At 72.1% G+C, this 25,778-nt stretch carries 28 protein-coding genes and 1 tRNA gene; 10 read left to right on the top strand and 19 right to left on the bottom strand.

The features are described from left to right. Positions 1 to 67 precede the first annotated feature (67 nt). Positions 68 to 1,648 (top strand): hypothetical protein, encoded by a 1,581-nt coding sequence (locus OG774_RS16070; RefSeq protein ID WP_328302188.1) that lies wholly within the window; start codon positions 68 to 70, stop codon positions 1,646 to 1,648. Beyond that, a complete protein-coding gene (locus OG774_RS16065; protein WP_328302186.1) occupies positions 1,645 to 2,430 on the top strand; it encodes an ESX secretion-associated protein EspG in 786 nt (261 codons plus the stop codon). Before OG774_RS16070 ends, OG774_RS16065 begins: the two co-directional genes overlap by 4 nt. A 147-nt stretch (positions 2,431 to 2,577) precedes the next feature. Here the strand turns inward: OG774_RS16065 and OG774_RS16060 are convergent, their stop codons facing one another. Genes OG774_RS16060 through OG774_RS16050 form a run of 3 tightly spaced genes read right to left on the bottom strand, consistent with a single transcriptional unit; the run spans position 2,578 to position 5,695 of the window. Next, positions 2,578 to 3,504: a vWA domain-containing protein gene (locus tag OG774_RS16060; RefSeq protein WP_328302184.1), complete on the bottom strand. Its 927-nt coding sequence runs from the start codon at positions 3,502 to 3,504 to the stop codon at positions 2,578 to 2,580. Between the two features lie 59 nt (positions 3,505 to 3,563). Continuing rightward, the gene (locus OG774_RS16055; RefSeq protein WP_328302182.1) at positions 3,564 to 4,556 is read right to left on the bottom strand and encodes an AAA family ATPase; all 993 of its coding nucleotides are present in this window, start codon (positions 4,554 to 4,556) and stop codon (positions 3,564 to 3,566) included. Between the two features lie 14 nt (positions 4,557 to 4,570). Beyond that, a complete protein-coding gene (locus OG774_RS16050) occupies positions 4,571 to 5,695 on the bottom strand; it encodes an NDMA-dependent alcohol dehydrogenase (RefSeq protein ID WP_328302180.1) in 1,125 nt (374 codons plus the stop codon). A gap of 153 nt (positions 5,696 to 5,848) precedes the next feature. Between OG774_RS16050 and cysS the strand changes: the two genes are divergently transcribed. Together cysS and rlmB are read left to right on the top strand one after the other, a co-directional pair. Beyond that, on the top strand, positions 5,849 to 7,249 hold the full coding sequence (gene cysS, locus OG774_RS16045; RefSeq protein ID WP_328302178.1) for a cysteine--tRNA ligase: 1,401 nt from the start codon (positions 5,849 to 5,851) through the stop codon (positions 7,247 to 7,249). Positions 7,250 to 7,254: 5 nt separating this feature from the next. Beyond that, complete coding sequence (gene rlmB, locus OG774_RS16040) at positions 7,255 to 8,277, top strand: 23S rRNA (guanosine(2251)-2'-O)-methyltransferase RlmB (RefSeq protein ID WP_328302176.1); 1,023 nt, start codon at positions 7,255 to 7,257, stop codon at positions 8,275 to 8,277. 95 nt (positions 8,278 to 8,372) lie between these two features. Here rlmB and OG774_RS16035 read toward each other — a convergent pair whose 3' ends face one another. The 3 genes from OG774_RS16035 to OG774_RS16025 form a co-directional block, all read right to left on the bottom strand. After that, complete coding sequence (locus OG774_RS16035; protein WP_328302174.1) at positions 8,373 to 9,986, bottom strand: adenylate/guanylate cyclase domain-containing protein; 1,614 nt, start codon at positions 9,984 to 9,986, stop codon at positions 8,373 to 8,375. 53 nt (positions 9,987 to 10,039) lie between these two features. Then, on the bottom strand, positions 10,040 to 10,411 hold the full coding sequence (locus OG774_RS16030; protein ID WP_328302172.1) for a hypothetical protein: 372 nt from the start codon (positions 10,409 to 10,411) through the stop codon (positions 10,040 to 10,042). Between the two features lie 102 nt (positions 10,412 to 10,513). Further along, complete coding sequence (locus OG774_RS16025; protein WP_328310979.1) at positions 10,514 to 11,275, bottom strand: sulfite exporter TauE/SafE family protein; 762 nt, start codon at positions 11,273 to 11,275, stop codon at positions 10,514 to 10,516. A gap of 217 nt (positions 11,276 to 11,492) precedes the next feature. Here OG774_RS16025 and OG774_RS16020 point away from each other — a divergent pair, with 217 nt between their 5' ends. Next, the gene (locus OG774_RS16020) at positions 11,493 to 12,581 is read left to right on the top strand and encodes a LacI family DNA-binding transcriptional regulator (RefSeq protein WP_328302170.1); all 1,089 of its coding nucleotides are present in this window, start codon (positions 11,493 to 11,495) and stop codon (positions 12,579 to 12,581) included. Here OG774_RS16020 and OG774_RS16015 read toward each other — a convergent pair. Together OG774_RS16015 and OG774_RS16010 are read right to left on the bottom strand one after the other, a co-directional pair. Further along, positions 12,578 to 13,993, bottom strand: coding sequence for an alpha,alpha-trehalose-phosphate synthase (UDP-forming) (locus tag OG774_RS16015; RefSeq protein WP_328302168.1), 1,416 nt, complete (start codon positions 13,991 to 13,993; stop codon positions 12,578 to 12,580). The genes OG774_RS16020 and OG774_RS16015 overlap by 4 nt on opposite strands. Further along, a complete protein-coding gene (locus OG774_RS16010) occupies positions 13,959 to 15,332 on the bottom strand; it encodes a threonine/serine ThrE exporter family protein (RefSeq protein ID WP_328302166.1) in 1,374 nt (457 codons plus the stop codon). Before OG774_RS16010 ends, OG774_RS16015 begins: the two co-directional genes overlap by 35 nt. 338 nt (positions 15,333 to 15,670) lie before the next feature. On the opposite strand from OG774_RS16010, the gene OG774_RS16005 reads away from it, so the two are divergent. Continuing rightward, a tRNA-Thr gene (locus tag OG774_RS16005) sits at positions 15,671 to 15,746 on the top strand. A gap of 54 nt (positions 15,747 to 15,800) precedes the next feature. Here OG774_RS16005 and OG774_RS16000 read toward each other — a convergent pair. The 10 genes from OG774_RS16000 to OG774_RS15955 are packed head-to-tail and all read right to left on the bottom strand — an operon-like array spanning position 15,801 to position 21,007. After that, complete coding sequence (locus OG774_RS16000) at positions 15,801 to 16,955, bottom strand: site-specific integrase (RefSeq protein ID WP_328302164.1); 1,155 nt, start codon at positions 16,953 to 16,955, stop codon at positions 15,801 to 15,803. A 6-nt stretch (positions 16,956 to 16,961) separates the two neighbouring features. Beyond that, positions 16,962 to 17,210: a helix-turn-helix transcriptional regulator gene (locus OG774_RS15995; protein ID WP_328302162.1), complete on the bottom strand. Its 249-nt coding sequence runs from the start codon at positions 17,208 to 17,210 to the stop codon at positions 16,962 to 16,964. 3 nt (positions 17,211 to 17,213) lie between these two features. Continuing rightward, the gene (locus tag OG774_RS15990) at positions 17,214 to 17,561 is read right to left on the bottom strand and encodes a hypothetical protein (protein ID WP_328302160.1); all 348 of its coding nucleotides are present in this window, start codon (positions 17,559 to 17,561) and stop codon (positions 17,214 to 17,216) included. Next, the gene (locus OG774_RS15985; protein ID WP_328302158.1) at positions 17,561 to 17,770 is read right to left on the bottom strand and encodes a hypothetical protein; all 210 of its coding nucleotides are present in this window, start codon (positions 17,768 to 17,770) and stop codon (positions 17,561 to 17,563) included. The genes OG774_RS15990 and OG774_RS15985 overlap by 1 nt, the downstream gene beginning before the upstream one ends. After that, positions 17,767 to 18,195 (bottom strand): hypothetical protein, encoded by a 429-nt coding sequence (locus tag OG774_RS15980; RefSeq protein ID WP_328302156.1) that lies wholly within the window; start codon positions 18,193 to 18,195, stop codon positions 17,767 to 17,769. Before OG774_RS15980 ends, OG774_RS15985 begins: the two co-directional genes overlap by 4 nt. Next, positions 18,192 to 19,700: an FtsK/SpoIIIE domain-containing protein gene (locus OG774_RS15975; protein ID WP_328302154.1), complete on the bottom strand. Its 1,509-nt coding sequence runs from the start codon at positions 19,698 to 19,700 to the stop codon at positions 18,192 to 18,194. Before OG774_RS15975 ends, OG774_RS15980 begins: the two co-directional genes overlap by 4 nt. Next, positions 19,697 to 19,918 carry a hypothetical protein gene (locus OG774_RS15970; protein ID WP_328302152.1) on the bottom strand — a complete coding sequence of 74 codons (222 nt, stop codon included), beginning with the start codon at positions 19,916 to 19,918 and terminating at the stop codon, positions 19,697 to 19,699. The genes OG774_RS15975 and OG774_RS15970 overlap by 4 nt, the downstream gene beginning before the upstream one ends. 2 nt (positions 19,919 to 19,920) lie before the next feature. Next, positions 19,921 to 20,184 (bottom strand): hypothetical protein, encoded by a 264-nt coding sequence (locus OG774_RS15965; RefSeq protein WP_328302150.1) that lies wholly within the window; start codon positions 20,182 to 20,184, stop codon positions 19,921 to 19,923. A gap of 53 nt (positions 20,185 to 20,237) precedes the next feature. Then, positions 20,238 to 20,603 carry a WhiB family transcriptional regulator gene (locus tag OG774_RS15960; protein WP_328310977.1) on the bottom strand — a complete coding sequence of 122 codons (366 nt, stop codon included), beginning with the start codon at positions 20,601 to 20,603 and terminating at the stop codon, positions 20,238 to 20,240. Continuing rightward, complete coding sequence (locus OG774_RS15955) at positions 20,603 to 21,007, bottom strand: hypothetical protein (protein WP_328302148.1); 405 nt, start codon at positions 21,005 to 21,007, stop codon at positions 20,603 to 20,605. Before OG774_RS15955 ends, OG774_RS15960 begins: the two co-directional genes overlap by 1 nt. A gap of 164 nt (positions 21,008 to 21,171) precedes the next feature. Between OG774_RS15955 and OG774_RS15950 the strand changes: the two genes are divergently transcribed. From OG774_RS15950 to OG774_RS15935, 4 genes are all read left to right on the top strand, one after another. After that, a complete protein-coding gene (locus OG774_RS15950; protein ID WP_328302146.1) occupies positions 21,172 to 21,999 on the top strand; it encodes a helix-turn-helix domain-containing protein in 828 nt (275 codons plus the stop codon). Between the two features lie 70 nt (positions 22,000 to 22,069). Next, a complete protein-coding gene (locus OG774_RS15945) occupies positions 22,070 to 23,506 on the top strand; it encodes a PIN-like domain-containing protein (protein WP_328302144.1) in 1,437 nt (478 codons plus the stop codon). An 89-nt stretch (positions 23,507 to 23,595) separates the two neighbouring features. Then, positions 23,596 to 24,579, top strand: a complete 984-nt coding sequence (locus OG774_RS15940; protein WP_328302142.1) for a restriction endonuclease — start codon at positions 23,596 to 23,598, stop codon at positions 24,577 to 24,579. A gap of 62 nt (positions 24,580 to 24,641) precedes the next feature. Beyond that, positions 24,642 to 25,115 carry an NUDIX domain-containing protein gene (locus tag OG774_RS15935; protein ID WP_328302140.1) on the top strand — a complete coding sequence of 158 codons (474 nt, stop codon included), beginning with the start codon at positions 24,642 to 24,644 and terminating at the stop codon, positions 25,113 to 25,115. Here OG774_RS15935 and OG774_RS15930 read toward each other — a convergent pair. Beyond that, the gene (locus OG774_RS15930; protein WP_328302138.1) at positions 25,112 to 25,714 is read right to left on the bottom strand and encodes an HD domain-containing protein; all 603 of its coding nucleotides are present in this window, start codon (positions 25,712 to 25,714) and stop codon (positions 25,112 to 25,114) included. The two genes, OG774_RS15935 and OG774_RS15930, sit on opposite strands and share 4 nt — an antisense overlap. Positions 25,715 to 25,778: the final 64 nt, after the last annotated feature.

Genomic DNA, 25,778 nt, shown 5'->3' with positions numbered 1-25,778 from the left:
CGAGTTCCTCCGAACGGCACCCACGCCTCGCCCGCGGTTCCTACGATCCGCGAGGGGAGGTGGGCCGGTGTTCACGACCAACTGGCAGGGGAAGAGCCACCAGGAGATCTACGACCAGGTGAACGGCGGTCCCGCCAGCGGCGTCCCCGGCGACGGGTTCGTCGACAGCGGTCAGTCGTGGCACCGGCTGGTCGGGCGGATGCAGCGCGTCGCCGACACCGTCGACGCCGCGGGCTCCAGCCTGCGCGCGCACTGGCAGGGGCAGGCCGCCGAGTCCGCGGACCGGTCGATCCACCCCCTCACGCCCTGGGTCGACCAGGCCCGCGCCCTCGGCCGCGCCGTCGGCAGCGTCTCCCACGAGCAGGCCGCCAACCTGCAGGACGTCCGCCTCGCCATCCAGGCGCCGACGCCCGCGCCGGCTCCCGCCGCTCTCGGGTGGGGCGACGTCTTCGGGTCGGCGGGCCCGCTCGGCAGCGATTACCAGAACGCGCTCGCGGCGCAGGCGGAGGGCGAGCGGGCCGCCCAGCAGACCATGGAGCGCTACCAGCACTTCAGCGCCGACCGGATGACCACGCTGCCCCAGTTCGCCGGCCCCGTCGGCCCGCAGGTCACGCCGGCCGACCTGCCGGTGGGCGGTGGCGCCGGGCCCGAGGGCGGCGGGGCGGGCGGCACCGGTGGTGGAGGCGGGGGGTCCGGGCTCGGCGGCTCCGGGGCCGGCGGTTCCGGGGTCGGCGGTTCCGGGGTCGGCGGAGGGGCCGGTGCGGCGCCCGGGGGCGCCGGCGGCGGGCTTCCGCCGGGCGGCGGCGGTCCTGGCGGGGGAGGTGCCGGCGGTGTCGGCGGTGGCGCTCCAGGCGGTGCTGCCGGGGGAGGTGGCGGCCCAGCGGGCACGGGCGCCGCGGCCCCGGTCGTGCCGTCGCCGACGCCGGCGGCCGGGACGCCGGCCCCGAACGGGATCCCCGCGCCACCGGGTGGCGCGGCGGGGGTACCGGGCGCGGGTGGCGTGCCCGCCGGGAGTGCGCCGAGCACCGGAGGCGGGCCCGGCGCTGGCGTCCCGCCCGTCGGCGCCGTACCGGGCGGCACGGGTGGTGGCGGTGCGGGCCGGATCCCGCCGGGCGCGTCGACCGGCGCGGGTCGGCCCGGTGTCCCGGGGGGCTCGGGCCTACCGGGCAGCACAGGTCTACCGGGTAGCTCGGGGACCCCGGGCGGCTCGACCTCGGGAGGAGTCGTGCCGGGCGCGCGGGTCGGTGGGGGTGTCGGCGGTGGCGTCGGGAGCGGGGCCGGCGGTGTCGGTGGCGGTGGTGTCGGGAGCGGTGGTGCCGGCGCCGGCCCGGGTGCCGCCGCGGGCACGGGACGAGGCGGCGTCGGTGGTGGCGCCCTCAGCGGTGTCGGTGGAGGAAGCGCCGGCGAGGTCGGCGCGCGCACCGGGGTCGGCGGTGGTGGCGCCGTCGCGGAGACGGCTGCGGTCCGCGCGGCCGGGGCTGCTGCCGAGGGTCGCGGCGGCGCGGTCCCGATGATCCCGCCGGGCGGCATGGTCGGTGGCCAGGGTGGCGGCGGAGATCGGCGCCGGCCCGACTACCTCCACGAGGACGACCCCGACGCGATCGCGGGCACCCTGCCGGCGACGACGCCCCCGGTGCTCGGCGAGTGACGACCGTGACGCGCGCCGGCGTGCAGCTCGACACCGGCCAGTACCTCGCGCTGTGGCGGCATCTCGGCCTCGGCGAGCACCCGCTCCTGCTCTCCGTCCTCGACCACGGCCGCACCTACGCCGAGCGCGACGCCCTCGACGCCGCGGCCCGCGACCGGCTCGCGGCCCAGGGTCTGCTCGAGGACCCGTCCCTCGTCGACATGCTGTCCGTGCTGGCCGCCCCCGCCCGCGAGGTCGACGTGCGGGTGCTGGCCGAGGGCGCACCACCGCTCGACGTCGTCGCCGCGACGCGGGGCGCGCTCGGCGTCGTGGCGTGGCTGGTCCCCGGCGGTCTGCGCCTCGATCCCGCCGACCCGGGCGACCCCGCCTGCGCCCTGCTCGCCCGCCTCCCCGACCGGCCCGCCGCCCCCGGCGTCCCGATGTCCCTGCCCGCCGACGCCCTGCTCGGCGACGGGGTCACCCTCGACGAGCGCGCGCGCCGCCTGCGCCGCGCCGGCGTCTCCGCGCACCACGTCGAGCGACTGCGCGCGATCGGGGCCGCGCCGCCCGAGCGCTCGTCGGCCTTCGGGGTCGCGGTCCGCGACGAGGCCGGGGTCCGGCGGCGCGGGCCCCGCGTGGTCACCGTGCTCGACACGGCGAGTGGCCGCCTCGCGATGGGTCCCGACGCCTCGGGCTCCCGCATCGTGGTGCGCCCCACCGACCGCCCCCGCCTGCGCGCCGAGCTCGCCGCCCTGCTCGAGGGTCACGAGCGCGACGTCGCCGCGAGCGCCCGTCGCCGGTAGGACCGCGTCGCGCGATGCTCCGGTTTCCGAAGCGTCCCGCGCGGGTGGTGGCGGCTCGACGGTCGGTCCGCCGCGGAGGCAGGCTCGCCAGGCGGCGGAAGCTTCGATTTCCGAAGCGTCCTGCTCAGGGGTCAGACGACCGGACGCTCAGCGCAGCACCGCCCGCACGGCCGCTGGGGCGTCCGAGGGCCGGAGCAGCGGCACCGAGCGTCCGCCACCCGCGGCGGCGATGCGGGCGCACGACGTCCGCGCCTCCTCGTCGTCCACCGTCACCAGCGTGTGCACCCGGGCGGCGCCGGAGGCCGCGGCGATGTGAGCCGGGTCCTCGCCCTCGTTCCAGGCGCCGTCGGTGAGCACGAGGACGTCGGCGTGCGGCACCCGCGCGGCCGTTGCCTGCGCGAGGGCGGTGCGCAGGCCGAGCGCGAGGTCGGTGGTGGAGCCACCGCGCAGGTCGAGCAGCGAGTCGAGCACCGCGGAGGTCGGCGCGGGGGAGTGCAGGTGGCGCAGCACCACCGCGCGCGACCAGAACGCGATCACCGCGAGCTCGTCGTCGGTGCGCAGCCCGGCCGCGAGGGCGCCGGCCGTCGTCACGGCCGTGGTCAGCGGCTTGCCGGCCACCGAGCCCGACGCGTCGACCAGCAGCACGATCGCGCGTCCCGGCGAGCGCCAGCCGCGCCAGCGGAGGTCCTCGGCGCGGATCGGCCGGTGCTCCAGGGACTGCTCGAGGGTGGCGTCGAGGTCCAGGTCGAGCCCGTCGCCGGTGACGGTCGCGAGCCGGGTCGAGCCCCGTCGCTCCGTCTCGCCCGCCCGGGCCGGGGGCACGAGCAGGCGGACGGCGAGGCGCCGCGCCTTCGCCCGCAGCAACGGGTCGGTGGCGCGGGCGAGGTCGGCGAGCAGGTCGATCGTCCCGTCGGCGTCCTCGCCGAAGGCCCCGGCGGTGGCGGCCTCGTCGAGCACCCCCACCGTCGGGCTGACGCTCTCGAGGTCGTCGTGGCGACGCTGCAGGTCGGCGCGGGTCTCGGTGCGGCGGGCCTGGTCGCGCAGCAGGTCGGCGACCTCCCGGGGGTCCGACACCACCTTCGGCGGCGCCCCGGGCGAGCGGCCCGCCTGCGGGGGCGGCGCGCCTCCGGGGCTCAGGCTTTTCCCTCGCCACCACCCTCGGCGCCGACACGCTCGTCGACGGGCGCGCTCGCCGCCCACAGGTCGGCGACGACCTCCTCGACGGTGCGCGTCGAGCCCTCCAGCAGCTGCACGCGCCCGGAGAGGGCGGCCAGCGCGGCGTCGGTGCCGGTGGTCTCCGCGTTCGGGGCCAACCGACCGGCGAGCCCCACGTCGCGCAGCTCGGCCAGCGAGGCCGCGACCGCCACGAGGTCCAGCGCGCCGCGCACCGAGGAGCCCAGGCGCAGGTCGGGGTGCTCGCGGGTCGCCCGCGTGGCCCGCACCGCGCGCGCCACGAATCCCTCGTCGACGACGCCGTGGTCGCGGCGCACGATCGCGGTCTCCTCGTCGGCGTCCTGGTGCGCGAACCCGACGCGGCACGACCGGTCGTAGAGCGCGGGCGTGATGCGCCCGGTGCCGACGGCGTCCGAGGGGTTCATCGCCGCGACGAGACGGAACGACGGCGCCGCGTCGACGATCCCGAGCCGCGGGACGTGCAGGCGCCGCTCGGAGAGCACGCCGAGCAGGACGTTGAGGGTCTCCTCGGGGACGCGGTTGAGCTCCTCGACGTAGAGCAACGCGCCCGAGGTGAGCGCCCGCACCAGCGGCCCGGGCACGAAATTCTCAGGGGTGTAGTCCTCGGTGAGGACGCGCGACGGGTCGTGGTGGCCGACGAGACGGGCCGGCGAGAGCTCGGCGTTCCCCTCGACCAGCTCGAGCCCGACGCCTGCGCCCTCCGCGAGCGCGCGCAGCAGCGTCGTCTTGCCGGTGCCGGGCGGGCCCTCGAGCAGCACGCTGCGCCCGGCGGCGAGCGCCGCGGCGATCACCTCGGACTCGCGCACGCGCCCGATGACCCGCGCGCGAGAGGCGTCGATCATGGCGCGGACCGGCAGGCGGCCCGCGCTGGGCAGACGGGGGGCGGCCCCGGTGTCCACGAGGGAGACCGGGGCCGCGGAACCGTTCGTCACAGGGAGTCGATACCTCAGTCGAAGATCAGGACGCCGCGGATGTTCTTGCCGGCGTGCATGTCCTCGTAGCCCTGGGCCACCTCGTCGAGCTTGTACTGCTTGGTGACGAGCTCGTCGAGCTTGACCTTCCCCTTGTTGTAGAGGTCGAGCATCTTGGGGATGTCGGCCTTGGGGTTGGACGAGCCGAACAGGGAACCCTTGATCTTCTTCTCGAAGAGGGTCAGCTCGCCGATCGGGATCGGCACGCCCACCTCGGTGATGTCGCCGAGGCCGGTGACGACGACCGTGCCCTGCTTGCGGATCGAGGCGAAGGCGTTGCCGACGTGCTCGGGCTTGGTGATGCCGATCGTGACGATCGAGACGTCGGCGCCCTGGCCGTTCGTGTAGCCCTTGGCCAGCTCGGTGGCCTCCTCGATCGACTCGACGGCCTCGGTGGCGCCGAGCTCGAGGGCCTTCTCGCGCTTGAACGCGACGGGGTCGACGGCGATGACGTTGGCCGCGCCCGCGTGGGCCGCGCCCTGGACGGCGTTCGCGCCGATGCCGCCGATGCCCTGGATGATCACGGTGTCGCCGGGGGCGACCTCGGCGGTGTTCACGGCGGTGCCCCAGCCGGTGCCCACCGAGCAGCCGAGCAGGCAGGCGACCTCGAGCTTGGTGTCCTGCGGGACCTTGATCGCCGAGTCGACCGCGACGGTCGAGTACTCGGAGAAGGTCGAGATGCCGCACATCTGGCCGACGTTGGTGCCGTCCTCGAGGTGCAGACGGGTCGACGGGTCGTCCCAGCGGGTGCCGGCGAGCAGGCCCGCGCCGAGGTCGCAGAGGTTCGAGTGGCCGGTGGCGCACCAGCGGCACTGCCCACAGGCGGGGAGGAACGAGAAGACGACCTTGTCGCCCACCTCGAAGCCCTTGGTGTTCGGGCCGACCGACTCGACGATGCCGCCGCCCTCGTGGCCCCCGGCGAACGGGTAGGTGCCGACCGGGATGTCACCGGTGGCGATGTGGTCGTCCGAGTGGCAGAGGCCCGAGGCCACCATCTTCACCCGGATCTCGTCCTGACGCGGGTCGTCGACCTCGACCGTCGCCGTCTCGTACTTGCCCGGGGCCTGGCGGACGAGGGACGTCCGGCACGTGATGGACAACGCTGACCACTCCTTGCGTAGCGAAACCGTCGAATGATGCAGACGACTCTATGTCTCGCCTCACAGGTTGGGAAGAGGGTTACCGAACGATCGGTCGGTTGCGTTCCGGGTGCGTCCGTGGGAGCGGATCCGCCGTTCCGTAGGATCCGGACGGTGAGCCTGCACCTGTACGACACCGCACGACGCGAGCTGCGGGAGTTCCACCCGCTGCGCGCCGGCACGGCGTCGATGTACGTGTGTGGGGCGACCGTGCAGGGCGTGCCCCACGTGGGCCACGTGCGCTCGGGTCTGGACTTCGACGTGCTCCGCCGCTGGCTCGCCCACAGCGGGTACGACGTGCTGCTCGTCCGCAACGTCACCGACATCGACGACAAGATCCTGAACAAGGCCGAGGCCGCGGGCCGGCCCTGGTGGGAGTGGGCGGCGACGCACGAGCGCGCCTTCGCCGCGGCCTACGACGCGCTGGGCTGCCTGCCGCCGTCGGTGGAGCCGCGCGCCACGGGCCACATCACCGAGATGGTCGAGCTGATCGAGCGCCTCGTCGAGAGCGGCCACGCCTACGCCGTCGACGGCGACGTCTACTTCGCGGTGGGCACCTGGCCGTCGTACGGGGAGCTGTCCGGCCAGCGCGTCGAGGAGATGGAGCAGGGCGAGGGGGCCGACCCGCGCGGCAAGCGCGACGCCCGGGACTTCACGCTCTGGAAGGCCGCGAAGCCCGGCGAGCCGTCGTGGCCGACGCCGTGGGGTCGCGGGCGCCCGGGCTGGCACCTGGAGTGCTCGGCGATGGCCACGCACTACCTGGGCCCGCGCTTCGACATCCACGGCGGCGGCCTCGACCTGGTGTTCCCGCACCACGAGAACGAGCTCGCCCAGTCGCGGGCCGCAGGCGACGGGTTCGCCGAGTACTGGCTGCACAACGCCTGGGTGACGATGTCGGGCGCCAAGATGTCGAAGTCGCTCGGCAACACGCTGACGATCCCCGCGGTGCTCGAGCGCGTGCGGCCGGTCGAGCTGCGCTACTACCTCGTGGGGCCGCACTACCGCTCGACGCTGGAGTACTCGGAGCACGCGCTGGCCGAGGCCGCCGCCGCGTACCGGCGCATCGAGACGTTCGTGCACCGCGTGCACGACCGCGTCGGCGCCGTCGAGGTCGGGCGCATCTCCGACGCGTTCGCGGCCGCGATGGACGACGACGTCGCCACCCCGGCGGCACTGGCCGAGGTGCACGAGACCGTGCGCGCCGGCAACGCCGCCCTCGACGCCGGCGACCGCGCCGCCGCGATGGCCGCCGCGAGCGCGGTGCGGGCGATGACCGGCATCCTCGGCCTCGACCCCGTCACCTGGGGCGACGCCGCCGCCGGTGGCGGTGCCGACGACGCGGCGCACCAGGCGCTCGGCTCGCTCGTCGACTCGCTGCTCGAGCAGCGCACCCGGGCCCGCGCCGAGCGGGACTTCGCGCGGGCCGACGCCCTGCGCGACGAGCTCACCGCGGCCGGCGTCGCCGTCGAGGACACCTCCGACGGCCCCATCTGGTCACTCAAGGACGGTGCCTGAACCCCATGGCCGGCAACTCCCGCCGCCCCGGCGCCCGCCGCAACCCGGGCTCGAAGAAGGGCCCGACGAAGGGCTCCGGCGGCAAGGGCCGCAAGAGCCTCGAGGGCCGGGGCCCGACCCCGCCCGCCGAGAAGCGCCCGAACCACAAGTCGTACCGCGGCGAGGGTGGGTCGAGCTCGGCGTCCGCGCCCCGTCGACCCGCCACCGAGGAGCGCTCCGCGCCGCGCCGTCCCCCGACGCGGCGTGACGACCCGGACGGCCCCCAGACCGTGCTCGGGCGCAACCCGGTGGTCGAGAGCCTGCGCGCGCACAGCCCCGCCATCGCGCTCTACATCGCCCAGAACATCGACGTCGACGACCGCGTCCGCGAGTCGATCCGCAGCGCCTCGGAGCGCGGGATCTCGGTGCTCGAGGTGCCGCGCGGCGACATCGACCGGATGGCCGACGGCGCGGTGCACCAGGGGCTCGCGCTCTCGGTGCCGGCGTTCGACTACCTCCACCCCGACGACCTCCTCGAGGAGGCGCGCCAGCGCGCCCACCTGCAGAAGGTCGAGCCGCTGCTCGTCGCCCTCGACGGGGTCACCGACCCCCGCAACCTCGGCGCCGTCCTGCGCTCGGTGGCGGCGTTCGGCGCGCACGGCGTGCTGCTGCCCCTGCGCCGGTCGGTCGGCGTGACACCGGTGGCCTGGCGGACCTCGGCCGGCGCGGCCGCGCGCGTGCCCGTCGGCCGGGCGACGAACCTCAGCCGCACCCTGTCGGCGTGGCTCGACGAGGGCCTCGTCGCGGTCGGGCTCGACGGCGACGCGGACGCCGACATCGACCACCTCGACGACGCCGCGGGCCCCGACGCCGCCCGCGGACCCCTCGTGCTCGTCGTCGGCTCCGAGGGCAAGGGGCTGTCCCGCCTCGTGCGCGAGACCTGCACCGCCTCGGTGTCGATCCCCATGGCCGGCGAGTTCGAGTCGCTCAACGCCTCCGTCGCCGCGGGCGTCGCCCTCGCCGAGATCGCCCGGCGGCGCCGCGGCTGACGTCGTTGGAGCGAACGCGCTGTTCGCTGCTTCTAGGCGCACGAACTCCCCGTTCGCTCGCCGCATCGTCCTGGCGAAGGGCGCCCCTCGCCGCTCTATCCGAGCGAAGGTGCCCTTCGGCCGGAATCGTCGGGCACCTCGGCCACCTCGCGAGCCCCGTCATCTCGCGCCGGCGCGTGCTCCCGCGGCACGGCCAGGTCGGTGTCGACCTCGCGACCCCGGAGCGCGCGGGACTCGACGACCTCCCAGCGCTCCGCCTCGTCCCCCGCACGCGACAGCGCCGCGCCCGACGCCACGACCCCGCCGTCGAGCTCCTTCGCGACCTCGGTCAGCCGCGCGGCCTCGTTCACCGGGTCGCCGATCACCGTGTACTCGTAGCGGCGGGTGTCGCCGATGTTGCCGGCGACGGCCTCACCGGCCGAGACGCCGATGCCCGCGGAGATGTCGTCGAGCTCGTCGGCGATGCGCCGCGCCATCTCCCGCCCGGCACGCAGGGCGCAGCCGGCGGCGTCGTCCAGCGCGGTCGGCGCGCCGAAGATCGCGAGCGCGGCGTCGCCCTCGAACTTGTTGATCCAGCCGTCGTGCTGCTCGACCACGTCGATCACGACGGCGAAGAACGCGTTCAGGGTCTCGACGACCTCGTGCGGGGGCCGGGTCGCGGCGAGCCGGGTGGAGCCGACGAGATCGACGAACAGCACCGCGACCTCGCGCACCTCGCCCCCGAGCTCGACGTCGTTCTCCATCGCCGTGCGGGCGACGTCCTCGCCGACGTGACGGCCGAACAGGTCCCGCACGCGCTCCCGCTCGCGCAGCCCGCCGACCATGGTGTTGAAGCCGGCCTGGAGCAGGCCCAGCTCGGTGGTGTCGAACACCGGGACCTCGGCGTCGAAGTCGCCGTCCTCGACCTGGCGCTGGGCGCGCCGCACGGCGAGCACCGGCGCCGCCGTCGACATGGCGGTGAGCACCGTGACCAGGAAGCCCACGACGAGCGCGACGCCGCCGAGCACGAGGACGACGAGGGCGAGCCGGTCGGTGGTGTAGCCGCCGAACGCCACCGAGGCCACGGCGGCGAGCAGGACGCCGACCAGCGGTACCGCGGTCCCGAGCACCCACGAGCCCACCGCACGCAGGGCCACCCCGGGCAGGACGCGTCCCGACGGCGGGCGGTCGTTGAGCACGCGCGCCACGTCGCGGCGCAGGACGCGCTCGACGAGCCGGTAGGTCACCGCGACCGTCGCCACCCCGCCGAGCGCGACGGTGATGCCGACCGACATGCCCAGCCGGGGGCTCGCGAAGACGTTGATGAGCACGAAGACGACGACGGCCGCCGCCCATAGGACGGTCTGGACGGTGGCGAGCCGCAGCGGCCCGCGCAGCACGACGCGGCGCAGCCGCTTGCGCTGCCGCCGCACGGCGCGGTCGTCGGCGCCCGGGCCGGGAGGCCGCGGGACCCGCATCCGGAAGTGACCCCAGGCCACACCGACGAGCACGGCGCCGAGCAGATAGGCCCCGAACGCGATGAGGTTGCGCATCAGCGCGCCGGGGTCGTCCTCGACGAGCTCGCCGAGGGGCAGCACCCAGGCGGCGACGACGAGCACGACCCCCGCGCCCACGACGTTGGGGATGACGACGACGAGGGCGAGCGCGAGGCGCGTGACCATCCGGAGCCCGCGCTCCTCGGTCGCAGCAGCTCGCGACGCTCCGGACATGGGCGGACCCTAGCGGCGGGCCGCGGACCTGCGACGTCACACCGCCGGGACGCTCACTCCCCCGTGGGCGGAACGGCGCGACGGCGCCGCACGACGACCCACGCGGCGACGTAGGCGAGCGCCGCGGCGACGACCACCGCCGCGAGGGCCGGATGCATGTCCTTCGAGAGGCTCGGCGCGCGGTCCGGGCCGATCGCCCACAGCACGAGCGGCGTCGCGAAGGCGACGGCGACACCCGCCGCCCACCACCGCAGGGCGCGGAGCGCGACGTTGCGCCAGGTGCTGACGACGACGATCACGACCGGGACGACGGCGAGCATCGCGAACTGGCCCACGACCATGACGGCCACCGCCCCGGCGGCGATGGCGGCGGATCGCGGCATGCGCTCGGTCGTCGATGACGGGCTGGAGACGGTGACGGACATGGGAGGCTCCCCGAAGTGTGACAACTGCTCACGTTTGCGAGCACTGCTCTCAGAATGGCAGCTGGCGAGTCGAGAAGCAAGAGCAGTGCTCTCGAAAACGGGTCACCGCACCAGGAGCTGCACCAACGCCGCCACGCCCACCACGACGATCACCCCGCGCAGCACCACCGGCGGCAGCCGCCGCCCGACGAGCGAGCCGATCACGCCGCCGACGATCGACCCGCCGGCCACGCACGCCACGACCGGCCACGACACCGGCGCCACCAGCGCGAACACGATCCCCGAGACGAGGTTCGCGAGCGTCGCGAGCACGTTCTTCACCGCGTTGTGCCGCTGCAGGTCGTCGTCGATGAGCAGGCCGAGCGTCGCGAGCAGCAGGACACCCTGCGCGGCGCCGAAGTACCCGCCGTAGACGCCGGTGCCGTAGGTCGCCGCCGAGACGGCCGGGCCGACGCGGGTGCGGGGCGCGCCGTCGGGACGTCGCGCGGCCATCCGGCGCGAGACCCAGGGCTGGATCACCACGAGCACCACCGCCAGGGCGACGAGGATCGGCACCACCGCGTCGAACGCGTCCGGCGGCAGCCAGAGCAGCAGCACCGCGCCGGTGAGCCCGCCGAGCACCGACGCGACACCGAGCCGGGCGACCCGCCCGCGCAGGCCGCGGAGCTCCCGCCGGTAGCCGATCGCGCCGGTCAGGGAGCCGGGGACGAGGCCGAGGCCGTTGGAGACGTTCGCGGTCAGCGGCGGGTAGCCGAGGGCGAGCAGGACGGGGAAGGTCACCAGCGTCCCGGAGCCGACGATCGTGTTGACCGTCCCGGCCCACACGCCCGCGACGACGATGATCGCGGCATGCCCGAAGTCCAGGCCGGGGGTCACCCGTCCATGATGGTCGCGCGCGTCGCCCGCCGCCGAGCCCGCAGCGCCCCGAGGGCGCGCTCATCGGAACGGGAACGGTTATCGATGGCAAGAAGAAGGGTCGGGTTCACCCGACCCGGTCACATACGGTGTGCACCCGGCGCCGCACAGTGGCCTTCGGTCGCGCGGAGTGGCCCTAGATCGAAACAGTCGATACGTTCGGGCGGTGGGAGAGGCACTCGAGGGACGCCGGTCGCGGCGCACCGCCACGCTCGCCTCGCTGGCGGCTGAGCTGGGCGTTTCCCGGACCACGGTCTCGAACGCCTACAACCGGCCTGACCAGCTCTCCCCGGCCCTGCGCCGCCGCGTGCTCGACACGGCGCGCCGCCTCGGCTACCCGGGCCCGGATCCCGTCGCCCGGTCGCTGCGCACCCGCAAGGCCGGCGCGGTCGGCCTGCTGCTCACCGAGGCGCTGTCCTACGCCTTCCGCGATCCCGTGGCGGTGCAGTTCCTCGAGGGACTCGCCCTGGCCTGCGAGGACAACGGCTCCGGCCTGCTGCTCGTCCCGGTGAGCCCGGAGGCCGACGACCCCGGGGCCGTCGCGCGGGCCGGCGTCGACGGCTTCGTCGTCTACTCGATGCCCGACGACGACGACAACTTCGCCGCGGTGCTCGAGCGCCCCGTGCCCGTCGTGGTGTGCGACCAGCCGACCGCCGTCTCGGACGTCGACCGCGTCGGCATCGACGACCACGCCGCGATGGTCGACATGGCCCGGCACCTCGCCGGGCTCGGCCACCGCAAGGTCGGCGTGCTGTGCATGCGCCTGTCGACCGAGCGCAACGACGGCTTCGCCAGCGTCGGGCGCCAGGAGAACGCCCGCTACGAGGTCCAACGCCGTCGCCTCTCCGGGCTGCGCGAGGGGTTCGCCGAGGCCGGCGTGGACTGGACGAACGTGCCGGTGGTCGAGCGCTTCGACCACAGCGAGTCGGCGGGCGCCTCGGGCGCCGAGCAGCTGCTCGCGCGCCACGACGTCACGGCGATCGCGTGCACGTCGGACCTCCTCGCCCTCGGTGCGCTGCGCCACGTCCGCGAGTCCGGCCGCCACGTGCCCGACGAGGTCTCCGTCACCGGCTTCGACGGCGTCCCCGCGGCCGAGCGCGCCGAGCTCACCACCATCCGCCAGCCGACCCTCGACAAGGGCCGCGCGGCCGGCGAGCTCCTGCTCGACCGCGGCGACCGTCAGCGCTCCCGCACCCTGCTGCTGCCCACCGAGCTGCTCGCCCGCGCCACGTCCGGGCCCCCGCCCGAGCGCTAGGAGCTCACGCCCAGCGCCTCGAGGAAGCGCGCCGCCCAGCGCTCGACGTCGTGCTCGAGCACCTGCGCGTGCAGCAGGCCCATCCGCCGCCGGGCCTCCTCCGGGTCCTCCGAGGCCGCGGCGACGATCGCGTCGCCCACCGCGTGGATGTCGTGCGGGTTGACCAGGTACGAGCCGTCGCCCAGCTCGTCGGCCGCGCCGGTGAACTCCGAGAGCACCAGCGCCCCGCCGCCGTCGGACCGCGACGCGACGTACTCCTTGGCCACGAGGTTCATGCCGTCGCGGTAGGGCGTCACGAGCATGACGTCGGCGCAGCGGTAGAACGAGACGAGCTCCTCGCGCGGGACCCCCTGGTGCACGTAGTGGATCACCGGCCGGCCGATCGACGCGTACTCGCCGTTGATGCGGCCCACGCTCAGCTCGATCTTGTCGCGCATCTCGGCGTAGTGCTCGACGCGCTCGCGGCTGGGCGTCGCCACCTGGACCAGCACCGTCTCGGCGGGGTCGAGCTTCCCGTCGCGCAGGGCCTCCGCGAACGCCTCCAGGCGGACGTCGATGCCCTTGGTGTAGTCGAGACGGTCGACGCCCAGCAGCACGGTGCGCGGGTCGCCGAGCTCGTGGCGCAGGGCCTCGGCGCGCTCGGCCGTCTCCGGGTCGCGAGCCATCTCGTCGAGCTGGGGCGCGTCCACCGAGATCGGGTAGGCGGCGACGCTGACGGAGCGGCCGTCCGGCGCGGTGAGGTGGTCCCCGCCGCCCCCGGGGTCGGCCTCGGCGTCGGTGAGCCGGGTGGCGACGCGACGGAAGTTCCCGGCGCCGCCCGCGGTCTGGAAGCCGACGACGTCGGCACCCAGCAGCCCCTCCACCACCGCGTCCCGCCACGGCAGCTGGGCGAAGAGCTCGGGGGGAGGGAACGGGATGTGGAGGAAGAACCCGATGTGCAGGTCCGGTCGGCGTTCGCGCAGCAGGTGGGGGACCAGCTGGAGCTGGTAGTCCTGCACCCAGACCGTCGCCCCCTGCGCCGCCGACCGCGCCGCGGCGTCCGCGAAGCGCTCGTTGACCCGCCGGTAGGCCTCCCACCAGGTCCGTTCGAAGCGAGGCGTCGCGACGACGTCGTGGTAGAGCGGCCAGAGCGTCGCGTTGGCGAAGCCCTCGTAGTACTCGGCGACCTCGTCGGCGCTGATCCGCACCGGCCGGATCGCCAGGCCGTCGTCGTCGAACGGCTCCGCCTCGACGTCCGGCCGCCCGGGCCAGCCGACCCAGGCGCCCTTCCGTGCGCGCAGGGTCGGCTCGAGGGCGGTCACGAGCCCGCCCGGGCTGCGCTGCCAGCCGCCGTCCTCGTCGATGCCGAGGGGAAGGCGGTTGGCGACGACCACCAGGTCAGAAGACCCGTGGGCGTCCTCGGCGTGCGTCACGTTCTCTGTCCTCCGCGGTCTCTCCGGGCAGCACACGGCGGAGCAGCCGTTGCAGCGGCCAGCCGATCTGCTCCCCCACCGAGACCCCGGCCGCGAGAGCGAGACCGAAGGTCAGGGCGAGCAGGATCGTCACCGCGCCCACGGCCACACCGCCGTACGCGAGCTGCGAGAACCCGCGGTACATCGTGAGGCCGGGCAGGAGCGGCGTGATCCCGGCGATCACCAGCACCAACGGGGGTGTACCCAATGAGCGGGGCAGGACCATCGCGACGAGCCCGAGTGCGGCCGCCGCGAGCGCCGCGGCCACGACCTCACCGGCGCCGAGGATCCCGAGCAGGCCGTAGCCGGCCCACGCGACCGCGCCCGCGAGCGCCGCGAGCGGCAGCGAGCGCCACGGCGCGTAGGCCGAGAGGGCGAACAGCATCCCGGCCGCCGCGGCGGCGAGCAGCGAGATCGGGTGCAGCGACGGCGCCGGGCTCTGCGGCACCACGGCCGCGTAGGCGCCCGCGTCGGTGCCGAGGACCGTGGCGACGAGCTTGATGCTCACGACGACGCCGACCAGCAGCCCCGCCGACGCGAGCACGACCTCGACCGCACGCCCCGCCGCCGTGAGCGGGAAGCCGGAGATCGCGTCCTGCACCAGGCCGACCAGCGACAGGCCCGAGAGCAGCACGACGATGCCGGCGGCGATGACGAACGCGGGGGAGTCCTCGAGCGTCCCGGTCCACGCCAGCGTCGTCGCGCTGAGCGTGACGACGGCCGCGCCCACCATCTGCTGGAAGAACATCGGGACCCCGTGCTTGCGCAGCCAGCGCGCCGTGGTCCAGATGACCCCGGTGGCCAGCGCGGCGAGCACCGCGACGAGAAGGCCGCCGCCGATGAGCAAGGCGACCGCGCCGGCGAACAGCGACCGCGCGAGCCCGGCGACGAACCGCGGGTAGGGGTGCGGCCCGTCGACGGCGGTGCCGAGTCGGGTGAACGCCTCCTCGACGCTCAGCGGCTCCTCGCGGTCGACGATCTCGGAGATGATCGCGTCGACGTCGGCGAGACGCGTGTAGTCCTGCGTCCGGTAGCGGACGTTGCGCATCGTCGTCACCGGGCCGGCCTCGTTGCCCCGGTGGCAGCACATGGTGATCGTCGAGAACGCGATGTCGACGTCGCACGTCGGCAGGCCGTACGTCCTCGCGATGGCCAGCATCGTGTCGTGCGCGACGGCCGCGCCCGCCCCGGTGGCGAGCTGCACCTCGCCGATGCGCAGCGCGAGGTCGAGCACGCGCAGTACGAGCGTGTCGTCGGCGACCTGCGGCCCCGGCACGGCCGGGAGCAGCGTGTCGCGCATCGTCGGCGCGTCGATCGCGCGACGAAGATCGGGTGTGACCGGGAACTGTCGGCGGAGCGAGCCTCGTGCTCGCTGGGCCACCCCCACGGGCTGACCGTCCTCTCCCTGCTCGCCGGCGTGCTCACGCTGATGACGGGGCACTCCGGGAAACTTCATCCAGCACCTGCCCAGACGTGTGGGAGCCGATCGACGTTGCCCCGGTGGCGCGTGTGACGCCCCACCCCGGACAGGGGACGGGGCCGCCCCGGCTCGGCCGCCACCCCCGCGCGACGACACTAGCCACCGCGGTGCCGGGCGGGGGCTGCCCGCCCGCAGCCGCCTCGTACCATGGCGCCCGTGCCGGCGTAGCTCAATCGGCAGAGCACTCGCCTTGTAAGCGAAAGGTCCGGGGTTCGATTCCCCGCGCCGGCTCCATCTTCACTGGTCGCGCTGGTTGCCAGATGTTCTCCGCAGTGATCAACCCACGTCTTACTCACCGAATTCCTCCTCGTCGTGCCAGGCGTCGAGGGCAGCGGCAGCGCCGGGGTTGGCGATCCGTCGGCCCAGATAGTGGTTCTGGGTCATCGAGACGTGGGCGTGCCCGAGCTGGTCGGCAATCGCGCGGGGCGTCTGGCCGGCGGTGTCGAGGATCGTGGCGCAAGTTCGGCGGAACACGTGCGACGTGACCCAGGCGAAGCCGTCGCTTCCTCGTGCCTCGCGGAACGCCCGGCGGGTGTTGGACGGGTCGCGCCACCCGCCGAGGGTGTCCGGGAACACCGGTCCGTCGACATCGCCCGCTCGATGGCGCCTCCCCAGCATCGAGCGCAGAAACCCAGGCAGGATCAGGAGCCGCTCGCCTGTCTCGGTCTTGGTGCTCTTGCGAACCAGGCCGACACCCGTGACGCGGATCAGGGTGTGCCCGACGTCGACGGTTCCGGCGTCGAGGTCAACCTCCGACCAGTCCACGGCCAGCGCCTCACCGATGCGGACTCCGGTCCCGATCATGAACAGGCACAGGTCCGGGAGGTCCTTCTCGACCGCCGTCTCGTCAGCCTTGAGCTGCGCGATCCAGGCACGGCACTCGTCGAAGGTGAACGCCCGCGTCGCCTTACGCCGACTCGTGTTGATGCGGCTGACATCTCGCACAGGGTTCGAGGGGATCGCCCCGTGCCGCACGGCGACCCCGAGCACGCCCGAGAGCACAGTCCTCGTGAGCTTCGCGGCGGCTGGACCTCGCTGAGTCCGAACGGCCTGGATGAACGCGTCGAGGACGGGAACGGTGGCCTCCCGGAGCCTCAGCTCACCGACGCCGGGAAGGATGATCCGGTCGAGCTGGCGGCGATAGTGCTCGGCTGTGCTCGGCGAACGGTCGCCTTCTTCCGCCGCGGCCTCGATCTTCGTCAACCACTCAGGAACGATCTCGCGAATGCGGGTGTCCCCGGTGACGCCGGTGCCGGTCCGCGCCCGGTCCTTCAGCGCCGCCTTGAGGTTGTCCCTGGCCTTGGTCTTGCTGGCGCCGCGTCGCTCGACCTGGCGGGCCTGGCCGTCCAGGTCGCGGAACAGCGCGCGTGCGACGTAGTTGCCAGGCTCGCCGCGGACGGTGATCTGGCCGTAGCTCCCGATCGGGATTGCGGGTCGTGGCATAGCGGATTAGCCCCGCTCGGTGTCGTCGAGGCCGTCGAACCACGCCCGGACCTCGGCGGGGTCGTAGCGCAGGTACCGGCCCACGCGTCGGCCGCGAGGGCCGTACTTGGTGTAGCGCCACTGGTAGATCGTCCGAAGCGGCACACAGAGGAAGGTCGCGACGTCCTGGGCGCCCCAGAGGCGTTCGGGGCGGCCGGACCGTGGCTCGGCGATCAGTCGCTCACCAATTGGCCTGACGACGTCGTAGGTGGTCATGGCTCAGTCCTTCGGAAGGTGGTGGCCGAGGTGGCCGAGGTGGACATGGGCGTGGTCGAGGTGGTCGGCGAGGTCGTCGACCAGGGCGCGCGCATCAATGAGGTGGCCGTGGGCCTGACCGAGCGCTCCTGCCGGGTCGGCGCCGCGGTCGTCGTAGTGCTCGGCGGGGTCGACCCGGCGGAGCCCTCTGCTCAGGAAGTCGAGGAGCTGGGGGGCCCGGTGGACGAGCTCGGCAAGCGAGCCGACGACCGCGTACGCGTCGGGGCCGGTGACGGGTCCGAGCGACGCGTGGTTGGCCGCCCGGACGGCCTCGGAGGCTCGCTCGACGTGCTGGGCGAGGCTGGTGTCCATCAGGTGGCTCCAGAGCTGGAATGAGTGAGGGCGTCGCCGATACCGCCGGCGATGGCGGCCAGGACGTGGCCAGCGCCGGTGACGACGCCGGGAGCGACGACGGCGAGCAGGGCGACGGTGACGACGCCGAGCACCACGGCGGCCCCGACAGCCCGGATCTGGGCAGCGATCACCGTGAGTAGGGCGGTGATGATGACGGCGGCGATCACGGCTTGCTCCAATCGGTGTCGAGGCGGTCCAGGCGCACAGCCGCGACGTGGTGGAGCTCGCGGCGCGCGGAGCTGGGAACGGCCGAGAGCTGGCGCTGGCGGTGGGCTTCGAGGGCGCGATCGGTGGCGGCGGTGAAGGCCTCCACGACCGGTGCCTCGCGGAGGGCGCGGCGGCGAGCGAGCAGGACCCAGCCGGCGGCAGTGAGTGCGCCGGCGACGAGGACGATGGCGACGGCCCAGCCGACGATGCGGTTGGCTTCCGCCGCGGTGGCGGCGACGCCGCGAAGTCCGGCGTCCAGGGCGCGGTAGCCCCCGGCGGCGAGCAGGACGACGCCGACCAGGCCGACGAGCGCCCCGAGCATCGAGCCGCCGCGTCCGGCGTCACCGGTGGTGCGGATGATGTTGATCAGGCCGATCTGTCTCATGCCGCCTGCCTTCCCGAGGTGGAGCCGCCGGAGCGCTTGTTACGGGTGGCGAGCGGGGGGACCTCGACCTGCTCGGGGGCCGGGTACTCGGCGGCCAGGTAGGACAGCTCGGCGTCGGAGACCCAGTCGGCGCGCACCTTGATGGACTGGCGCTTGCCGCCGTCCTCGTCGATGACGAAGCCCATGCCGGGGCAGGCTTCGGGGATGGCGTCGCAGCGGGCGCCGCGGTCGTAGGCGGAGTCGGAGAGCACCATGCGGGTCTCGACGTCGGAGTCGAGCCGCAGCGCGACGCGGTAGCCGAACATGTCGCGGAACGAGAGGACTTCCTTGCGGGGGTCCTGCACGCAGCCGATGACCACGACGCCGGGGGCGCGGCCCTGGGAGAGCATCCGGCGCACCGCGGCGTTGGCCCGGTCCTTGAGGTCGCGGTTGGCGATGTAGGTGGTCAGCGCGAGGAGCTCATCGACGAGGATGACGTAGAGCGGGTAGTCGCCGAACATCCGCGCGAGCAGCTTGCGGACGTTGCCGCCGAGCGCTTCGGCTCGTTGGCGCATGAGGTCTGAGGCGAATTCCAGGGCGGCCACGAGGTGTTCGTCGTCGCCGTAGGCGAGCATGTAGAACAGCTCGGAGACCATGCGGTACTCCATGCCGCCCTTAGGGTCGATCCCGACCAGGCGCACCTTCCCGTCCCGGATCGCGGGCGCCAGCGCGCGGATGATCGCCGCGACGAGCCCGGACTTGCCGGCGCCGGTCAGCCCAGCGATGAGGACGTGGGTGCCCACGAGGCGCAGCCACCAGGGTTCGCCGTCCTCACGGCGCCCGACCCGCAGCCAGCGGAGGTCCTCAGTGGCCAGGGGCTCGTCGTCGGCTTCCTCGGCGAGGACGTCGCGGTAGACCACGCGCAGCAGGACCCAGCCTTCGCGCGAGGGGTGGGCGAGGACGCGGACCTCGAGGGCACACCACTCGCAGGCCAGGGCGTCGGCCTGGCGAGCGATGATGCCGGGGGTGACGCCGGCGCAGAGCTGGACGTGGAGCTGGTCGACATGCTCGCCCAGGGACACCCACAGCAGGCGGGGGACGATGACGCGGTGGGAGGCGTCGGTGGCCTTGACCCCGGTCGCGGCGCACACGTCGTCCCAGGACCACCGGTAGCGGGTCCGGCGGGCAAAGCGCCGAAGCCGCGAGGACACTCGCGACTCCCAGGAGGCGGGAGAGGACCGCGACCACAGCCGTGCGACGAGCGCCCCGACCAGTGCCACGACGAGCAGCCCCCACGGCCCGAGCGCGAGCCATGCCAGCGCGGCAACGGTCAGGGCGCCGCCGAGGGCGGGGACGTAGAGGCAGCCCCAGACGGTCATGACGGTCAGCCAGCCGGCCCACCAGCCGGCGGTGAGGCTCCAGCGGATGAGCCGGGAACGCTCGTGGAGGCGCTCCATGCGCATGACATCAGCGCGGGTGCGGATGGTCTGGCCGCGCCACAGCCGCGCGGTGCTGATCTCTCTCATCGGGCACGCCCCCCGAGCCCGCCGCGGGTGATGCGGTCCTTGGGGGTGTGGTTGGCGAACTTGCCGCCCTTGCCGTTACAGGCCCCGCACTTGCCGTAGGAGCGCTCCCAGCCGCGGGAGGTCCAGGTGCGCTGGGCGCAGGAGCCGGAGCCCTGGCAGGCGGTGCAGAAGTGGTAGCCGCCGGTCGTGAGGCCGCTGGCGCGCATCGGTCGAGCCATGATCAGAAACCCCTTCCGGAGTGGGAGGAACGGTGAGACCGGCGGGTCTGGCGACGGCGGCGGACCTGTGCTGAGGGCGAGCCGGCGACCTGGACCTCGGTCACCTCCCAGGTCGAGGAGCCGCAGGCCGGACAGACCTCGATCGACAGGGCAATCACGAGCCGGCCGTTGCGTTCGACGGGTGCGGGGGTCCACTGCGCGAGGCAGTCCCCGTCGCGGCAGGTCAGGACCAGCACGTCGAGCGCGGCCGAGGTGTCGACGTGCATGGAGGCCGTGGCGAGTGAGAAGCCGGGCGTCCCGGGGCAGGGCAGTTGGGTCATCACGCGGCCCTCCGCTCGGAGCAGGCCGGGCACAGTTCGCCGTCCACCGCGGGCATCGGGAACAGCAGCGCGCAGGCCGGACACGACGCCGCGTCGCCGAACGAGGCGGAGGCGCCGGCCAGCCGCAGCCGGCGCATCAACCGGCGCTCACCGGGGATGGTGGCGGCCCATACGCCGTGGTCCTTGCCGGAGTCGAGCGCCCAGGCGAGGCACTCGCGCTGCACCGGGCAGAACCGGCAGACCTGGCGGGCGGCGGCCACCTGCTGCTGCACGGACGGGGTGTCGTCGAGGTCCTGGCCGTCGTTGGGTGGGAAGAACAGCTCTGGATCGTGATTGCGGCAGGTGCCGCGGCTCTGCCAGCGCATCACGCGGCCTCGCCCTCGGCGGTGCGCCGGCCCTGGCGCTGCGGGCCGGCCACGGGACGGATGGCTTCGGCGGAGAAGCTGACCTCGACGCCCTTGCCGCCGTTCCTTGCGGGCTTGACCCGGACCCAGAGCCCGTCCAGCTCGACCGGCGAGTAGGGCGCGAGCTCCGGGGCCTCGTGGGACACGACCCGGATCCCATGCAGCTCGTGGCGCCCGTCGCGGCCGGTCGGGAGCATGACGTCGTAGATGCGCACCGGGGCCCCGGTGGCCTCGTCGATCAGCGGCTGGCCCGAGGACCGGCGGCCGGTCGGGGTGTCCTCCCAGCGCTCCATGGTGGCGCCGTGGCCGGTGGCGATGACGTCGAGCCGGCTCGTGTCGATCGGTGCGGAGATGTCGTAGGGCATTTCGTTCGTCTCCTGGTGTCGGCGGCGTGGCCGCTTGTGCGGTGCCTCACCAGGAGACGGCGAGTGCGGGGGACACCAGCACCACCAAGAAGGGACGTGACAGGACGTCCTGAGCCGCCTAGAGTGTCCCCATGGGCGGAGAGAACGTCCCGAGGAGTCCCCCCATGGCGACCAACCAGCGTCTCCGCGGTTCGATCGTTTCCGCTGGTCTGCGGCCTGCTGAGCTGGCCGAACGGATCGGTGTGGACGCGAAGACGGTGGAGCGCTGGATCACGAAGGGACGTCTCCCGCACCGGACGCATCGACTTGCTGTTGCGTCCGCGCTCGGCGTGGACGAGGCCTACATCTGGCCCGAGGTCGTCGATTCGCCAGCCACTCAGTCAGCCAGCGTCGCCGAGCTCCTGGCGCTTCACCCGACCCGCGCCGCCATGCCTAGCGACACCTGGACTCAGTTGATGACTGGTGCTGGTGAAGCGATCGATGTGCTCGTGTACGCCGGTTCGTTCCTGTTCGAGCAGTACGACTTCGCAGCGACGATCGCTCAAAAGGCGGCTCAGGGCGTTCGAGTTCGGATTCTGCTCGGCGACGAGACGGCGCCCGCGGTGGCACTTCGCGCGGAGGAGGAGGGCACCACTGGGGGCCTGCAGGGGCGCATCCAGCTCCACCGCCGCTATCTCCGTCAGGTGCACGGCGTGCGGGGGATCGAGGTCCGAACGCACGGGACGACCCTCTACAACAGCCTGTACCGCTTCGACCAAGACATGCTGGTCAACGGTCACGCGTACGGCGCCCCGGCCAACGAGTCGCCGATCCTCCACCTGCGGCGCGTGCCCGGCGGCCGCATGTGGGACCACTACATGCGTTCGTTCGAGGAGGTGTGGAGACGGGCGATCCCGGAGGCGGATGGTCTCTTCAACCGCCCAGACAGTTCGGCACCCCCATTCGCCCCGGAGCTCGCGGCAGCACCTCAACAGCGTGCGGAACCGTCCTGAGGTTCACCGACGCCGCGGTGCCCTGCGGGTGGGGAGAGCGGCGGAGCTGTCGCACCTCTAGGGTCCCCTCATGGCGAGTGAGACCCCCGAGTTCCAGCGTGAGCGCCGCTTGACTACCACCTATTCCGGATGGACTAGTGGAGCAGACTCGGAGGCCGGCGAATTCGTTCGTGAAGCATTAATAGTTCTCGATACTAACGTGTTGCTAGCGCTTTACGAGGCAAGCCCGGACGCCCGTGACCAGATACTTGGAGTACTTCGAGCGGCTGTCGAGCGAATCTGGGTGCCGCACAACGCTGCAGTTGAGTTCAGTAGAAATAGAGAAAGAGTGGTGTTAGACCGGGTACGCCACTTCGACAGGGTGAAGTCGACGCTCAAGAAGGCGCCAGAGTCCGCCGTGGCCATACTCGAGAAGGCTCTTTCCGACCTAGTCGCTCTTCGCGATAAGAGTCGTACTACTAGAGAGTGGAACCGCGAGGCGGTCAAGCTCGACAAGGAGAGCCTCGTCTCAAGGCTTGATGGCGTGATGGACGCCGCGATGTCAGAGGTCGAGAAGCTGGAGGCCGAGCATGATGTAACGCCAAGAAGTATTCGAGACGAGGACAAGGTCCTCGTGCAGCTTGACGAACTGCTCGCAGGTCGACTGGGACGACCTCCGAGTTCAGAGGAACTCGAGAAGCGAGTTAGGCACGTAATCGACTTCCGCTACCCGAACATGATCCCGCCTGGATACCTGGACGCGGGAAAGGAGCGAGAGCTTGAGGCTGCGGGGGACTTTCTCGTCTGGCGAGAGTTGCTGGACGAGCTGAATAGCCGCAGCATTCGAATCACGCGTGTCCTGGTCGTAACGAGCGACCTCAAAGAGGACTGGTGGCTTCTCGACAAGAATAGGAATCCCGTTCGCGCCCGCCCGGAGCTTGTACAAGAGATGCAGGAGGAGGCCGGCGCCAAGCTCATGCTTCGCTCTCTCTCGGCGTTTCTCTCCGACGCGCGTACATATCTCTCCGTTGATGTATCCGACAGCACAGTTCAGCAAGTACAAGACGCCGAAGAAGAAGCAGCCGCCGCGGTGGAAGGTGAAGGGCAGTCCGTCAGTCTGCTCGAGCTCCCGCCGGGCGAACTCGAGGCTCTCGTCTACGAGCTCTTCATTGCCATGGGCTACGAGACTGCGTGGCCCGATATCATAGATCGTCGGGGCCGGAGATTCGACTTCGTCGCCACAGACGCCACCACTCTCATGCCCTTGCGCTTCGGAGTCGAATGCAAGAAGTCTCGGCATCCAGTCCGCGCAGAGCTCGTCCATAATGTGGTGGGAATGCTATTGGCCGACACGGACGTTGATGGAGTGGCTCTTGTTAGTACAAGCAGCTTCACGACCATGGCGCGTGAAGCTGCCAGAGGGCAGCAGATCAGATTGATTGACGGTCGGGAACTGGTCGATTTGATCCGAGAGCATCTCGGGATCGAAGCGAGTGCGGTACCCCCTGATGAGGCGTCACTCTTCTAGATGACATCGCTCGGCGGGCGCGGATTGTCCATCCGACCTTTCATATGCCATCGTGATGACGCAAGAGAGCTCGTCAAAGAGGGAGCCAAGTGACCGATCCGGACTGGCGGGCAGAGCTCGACGACCTTCTCGAACTCGACGAGGGCGCTACTCGCCAAGCGCGCGCCCGCCGAGGTCGCAGGTTCGAGGGCGTGCTCCGGGGACTGCTTGAAGACGAACGACTCGCTCCTCGAACGAGCTATCGGCCTCGAGGGGAGGAGATCGACGGCTCCTTCGTGCTCAACGGTCGTACGATGCTCGTGGAAGCGAAGTGGACGGGAGAACCGGTTCCAGCCTCTACTTTGTACCAATTTCGTGGGAAGCTCGACGGCAAGCTAGTCGGGACTATCGGGGTCTTCATAAGCATGGGCGGCTACTCGCAGGATGCAGCGGACGCGCTGATCGCGGGGAAGACTCTCAATATTCTTCTCGTGATTCGCGAGGAAATCGAAGCGGTCCACCGTGGCGATCTCTACTTCGCCGATATGATAGAAGCAAAGCTCAGAGGTGCGACAGAACAGGGCACCCCGTTCTTTCCTGTTCTCGCCCGCCCTATGCGAGCCCCGGCGGTGGAGCCGCTACGGCTTATCGTGGTTGAAGGCGACTCGGACATGTATCTACTTTCTTCACTGCTGCGCGGGGCGCGCGAGAAGTTCAACGACGTACAATTCCTCATTGCATTCGGTCGACAGAACCTCCCAAAGGTTGCCGAAGCATTTAGCGCGAATTCCAACTACGACATCACCGATGTTCTGATTGTTGCTGACAGCAACGGTAATGAGGTACAAGCTCGCGACGAGATTCTCGCAGCGAGCGACGGCAGCCTCGGTCGCGACTCAATCGTCATAATGCATCCCAATCTAGAAACGCTTCTCGGTCTCGATCGCCGCTGGATGCTAGATATGTTGACCGAAGAAGGGGGGATTGACAACCTGGATGACGACAGGCTGTGGCGTCGCGCTGAGAACACGCCCGATCTCCAGAGGTTGCTACGAAAACTTGGTGCGACCCGAGGGTCCGGAGGAAGATACTGACCGTCTCGCTCGGCGGAGCTCGGGGCAGCGCCGAGTCTTACATCGCGGAGGAGACCAACCCGATGGCCCGTATCGACTACTACGACGACCCTGAAGCGCCTCAGGCAAATAGCTTGGTGCCGTCGGTCACCGCCGCGGTGCGGAACGATGAGGGCCAGCTCCTCCTCATACACAAGATCGATAATGATCGGTGGGCACTTCCCGGAGGTGCAATGAATCTGGGGGAGTCGATCGCCGAAGCCGCGGTGCGTGAGGTCGAGGAGGAGACTGGCGTTCGCGTCGAAGTCACAGGTCTCGTTGGGATCTACACCGACCCCAACCATGTCATGGCTTACGACGACGGAGAGGTTCGGCAAGAGTTCTCCGTGTGCTTTCACGCGCGCGTGATCACTGGAGCGCCGCGTCAGGACAACGTCGAGACGAAGGCGGCGAAGTGGGTGGACGTCACCGACGTCCCTGCGCTCGACATCCATCCCTCGATGCGCCGGCGCATCGACGCGGCACTCAGGGCGAATAGCGGACCCGAGATCAGCTAAGCAGCCGCGAGGCGGCTGTTGGTGCGATCGATGGCGGCCTCGATCGACGGCTGCGATCGAGACATGGCACGCCCGACGATTGAGTCTCTACCGTAGCGGTCGAGAATCTCGGAGAGGCGCTCGGCGTACTCGAGCCCCTCGCCCCGTGGTCCGGTCGTCATGTCCGCCGTCCACAGGGCGTCTGGCACCGGTCCTTCCTCGCGCGGCCACTCCGCAAGATCGGCCTCAAGACCACGCTCGGCGGCTTCGAACGTCGCGGCCGAGTGGTGGGCGACGAGACCGCACAGCCGCGGTGACTGGCCCTTGGCGGCGAGAAATCGAGCACCGTCGATCGGGTGGAAGCCGGTCTGCACCAGGTCGGGCGCGTATCCGAGGTCGTGCCACCACGCCGCGACGACGAGCAGCTCCCTGTCCTCGGCAGGGACGGCACCCGCCAGCTCCTCGGCGCGGGCCGCGACCTTCACGGTGTGCCGATAGCGGTTGCCAAGCGGTGCGAGTAGTTCACGGGCCAGAGCAGCGGCCAAGTCGCGACCAGTGGTCAGCCGCCCTGCGCCCTTCTCAAGGCCGTGCTCGCTTCGATCGCCCGCGCCGGTCGCCACGCTGCCCACGGTAGTCGCCTGCTCAGGCCTCACTCCGCGGTCGCTGGCCAGCATCCGTAGGCCT

The sequence above is a fragment of the Actinomycetospora sp. NBC_00405 genome, from assembly GCF_036044095.1.
GTDB classification, from domain to species: Bacteria; Actinomycetota; Actinomycetes; order Mycobacteriales; family Pseudonocardiaceae; genus Actinomycetospora; species Actinomycetospora callitridis.
The sequence above is the reverse complement of the archived record's forward strand: the minus strand, read 5'-3'. Positions and strand labels throughout refer to the sequence as shown.

Excerpts from the sequence above, each read along its gene's own strand:
- OG774_RS16035 (WP_328302174.1), bottom strand. The coding sequence starts at position 9,986 with ATGTCCGGAGCGTCGCGAGCTGCTGCGACCGAGGAGCGCGGGCTCCGG.
- OG774_RS15955 (WP_328302148.1), bottom strand. The coding sequence starts at position 21,007 with ATGCCCTACGACATCTCCGCACCGATCGACACGAGCCGGCTCGACGTC.
- OG774_RS16010 (WP_328302166.1), bottom strand. The coding sequence starts at position 15,332 with ATGCGCGACACGCTGCTCCCGGCCGTGCCGGGGCCGCAGGTCGCCGAC.
- OG774_RS15980 (WP_328302156.1), bottom strand. The coding sequence starts at position 18,195 with ATGAGACAGATCGGCCTGATCAACATCATCCGCACCACCGGTGACGCC.
- OG774_RS15950 (WP_328302146.1), top strand. The coding sequence starts at position 21,172 with ATGGCGACCAACCAGCGTCTCCGCGGTTCGATCGTTTCCGCTGGTCTG.
- rlmB (WP_328302176.1), top strand. The coding sequence starts at position 7,255 with ATGGCCGGCAACTCCCGCCGCCCCGGCGCCCGCCGCAACCCGGGCTCG.
- OG774_RS15945 (WP_328302144.1), top strand. The coding sequence starts at position 22,070 with ATGGCGAGTGAGACCCCCGAGTTCCAGCGTGAGCGCCGCTTGACTACC.
- OG774_RS16030 (WP_328302172.1), bottom strand. The coding sequence starts at position 10,411 with ATGTCCGTCACCGTCTCCAGCCCGTCATCGACGACCGAGCGCATGCCG.
- OG774_RS15960 (WP_328310977.1), bottom strand. The coding sequence starts at position 20,603 with ATGCGCTGGCAGAGCCGCGGCACCTGCCGCAATCACGATCCAGAGCTG.
- OG774_RS15975 (WP_328302154.1), bottom strand. The coding sequence starts at position 19,700 with ATGAGAGAGATCAGCACCGCGCGGCTGTGGCGCGGCCAGACCATCCGC.
- OG774_RS15935 (WP_328302140.1), top strand. The coding sequence starts at position 24,642 with ATGGCCCGTATCGACTACTACGACGACCCTGAAGCGCCTCAGGCAAAT.
- OG774_RS16000 (WP_328302164.1), bottom strand. The coding sequence starts at position 16,955 with ATGCCACGACCCGCAATCCCGATCGGGAGCTACGGCCAGATCACCGTC.
- OG774_RS15965 (WP_328302150.1), bottom strand. The coding sequence starts at position 20,184 with ATGCACGTCGACACCTCGGCCGCGCTCGACGTGCTGGTCCTGACCTGC.
- OG774_RS15995 (WP_328302162.1), bottom strand. The coding sequence starts at position 17,210 with ATGACCACCTACGACGTCGTCAGGCCAATTGGTGAGCGACTGATCGCC.
- OG774_RS15970 (WP_328302152.1), bottom strand. The coding sequence starts at position 19,918 with ATGGCTCGACCGATGCGCGCCAGCGGCCTCACGACCGGCGGCTACCAC.
- OG774_RS15990 (WP_328302160.1), bottom strand. The coding sequence starts at position 17,561 with ATGGACACCAGCCTCGCCCAGCACGTCGAGCGAGCCTCCGAGGCCGTC.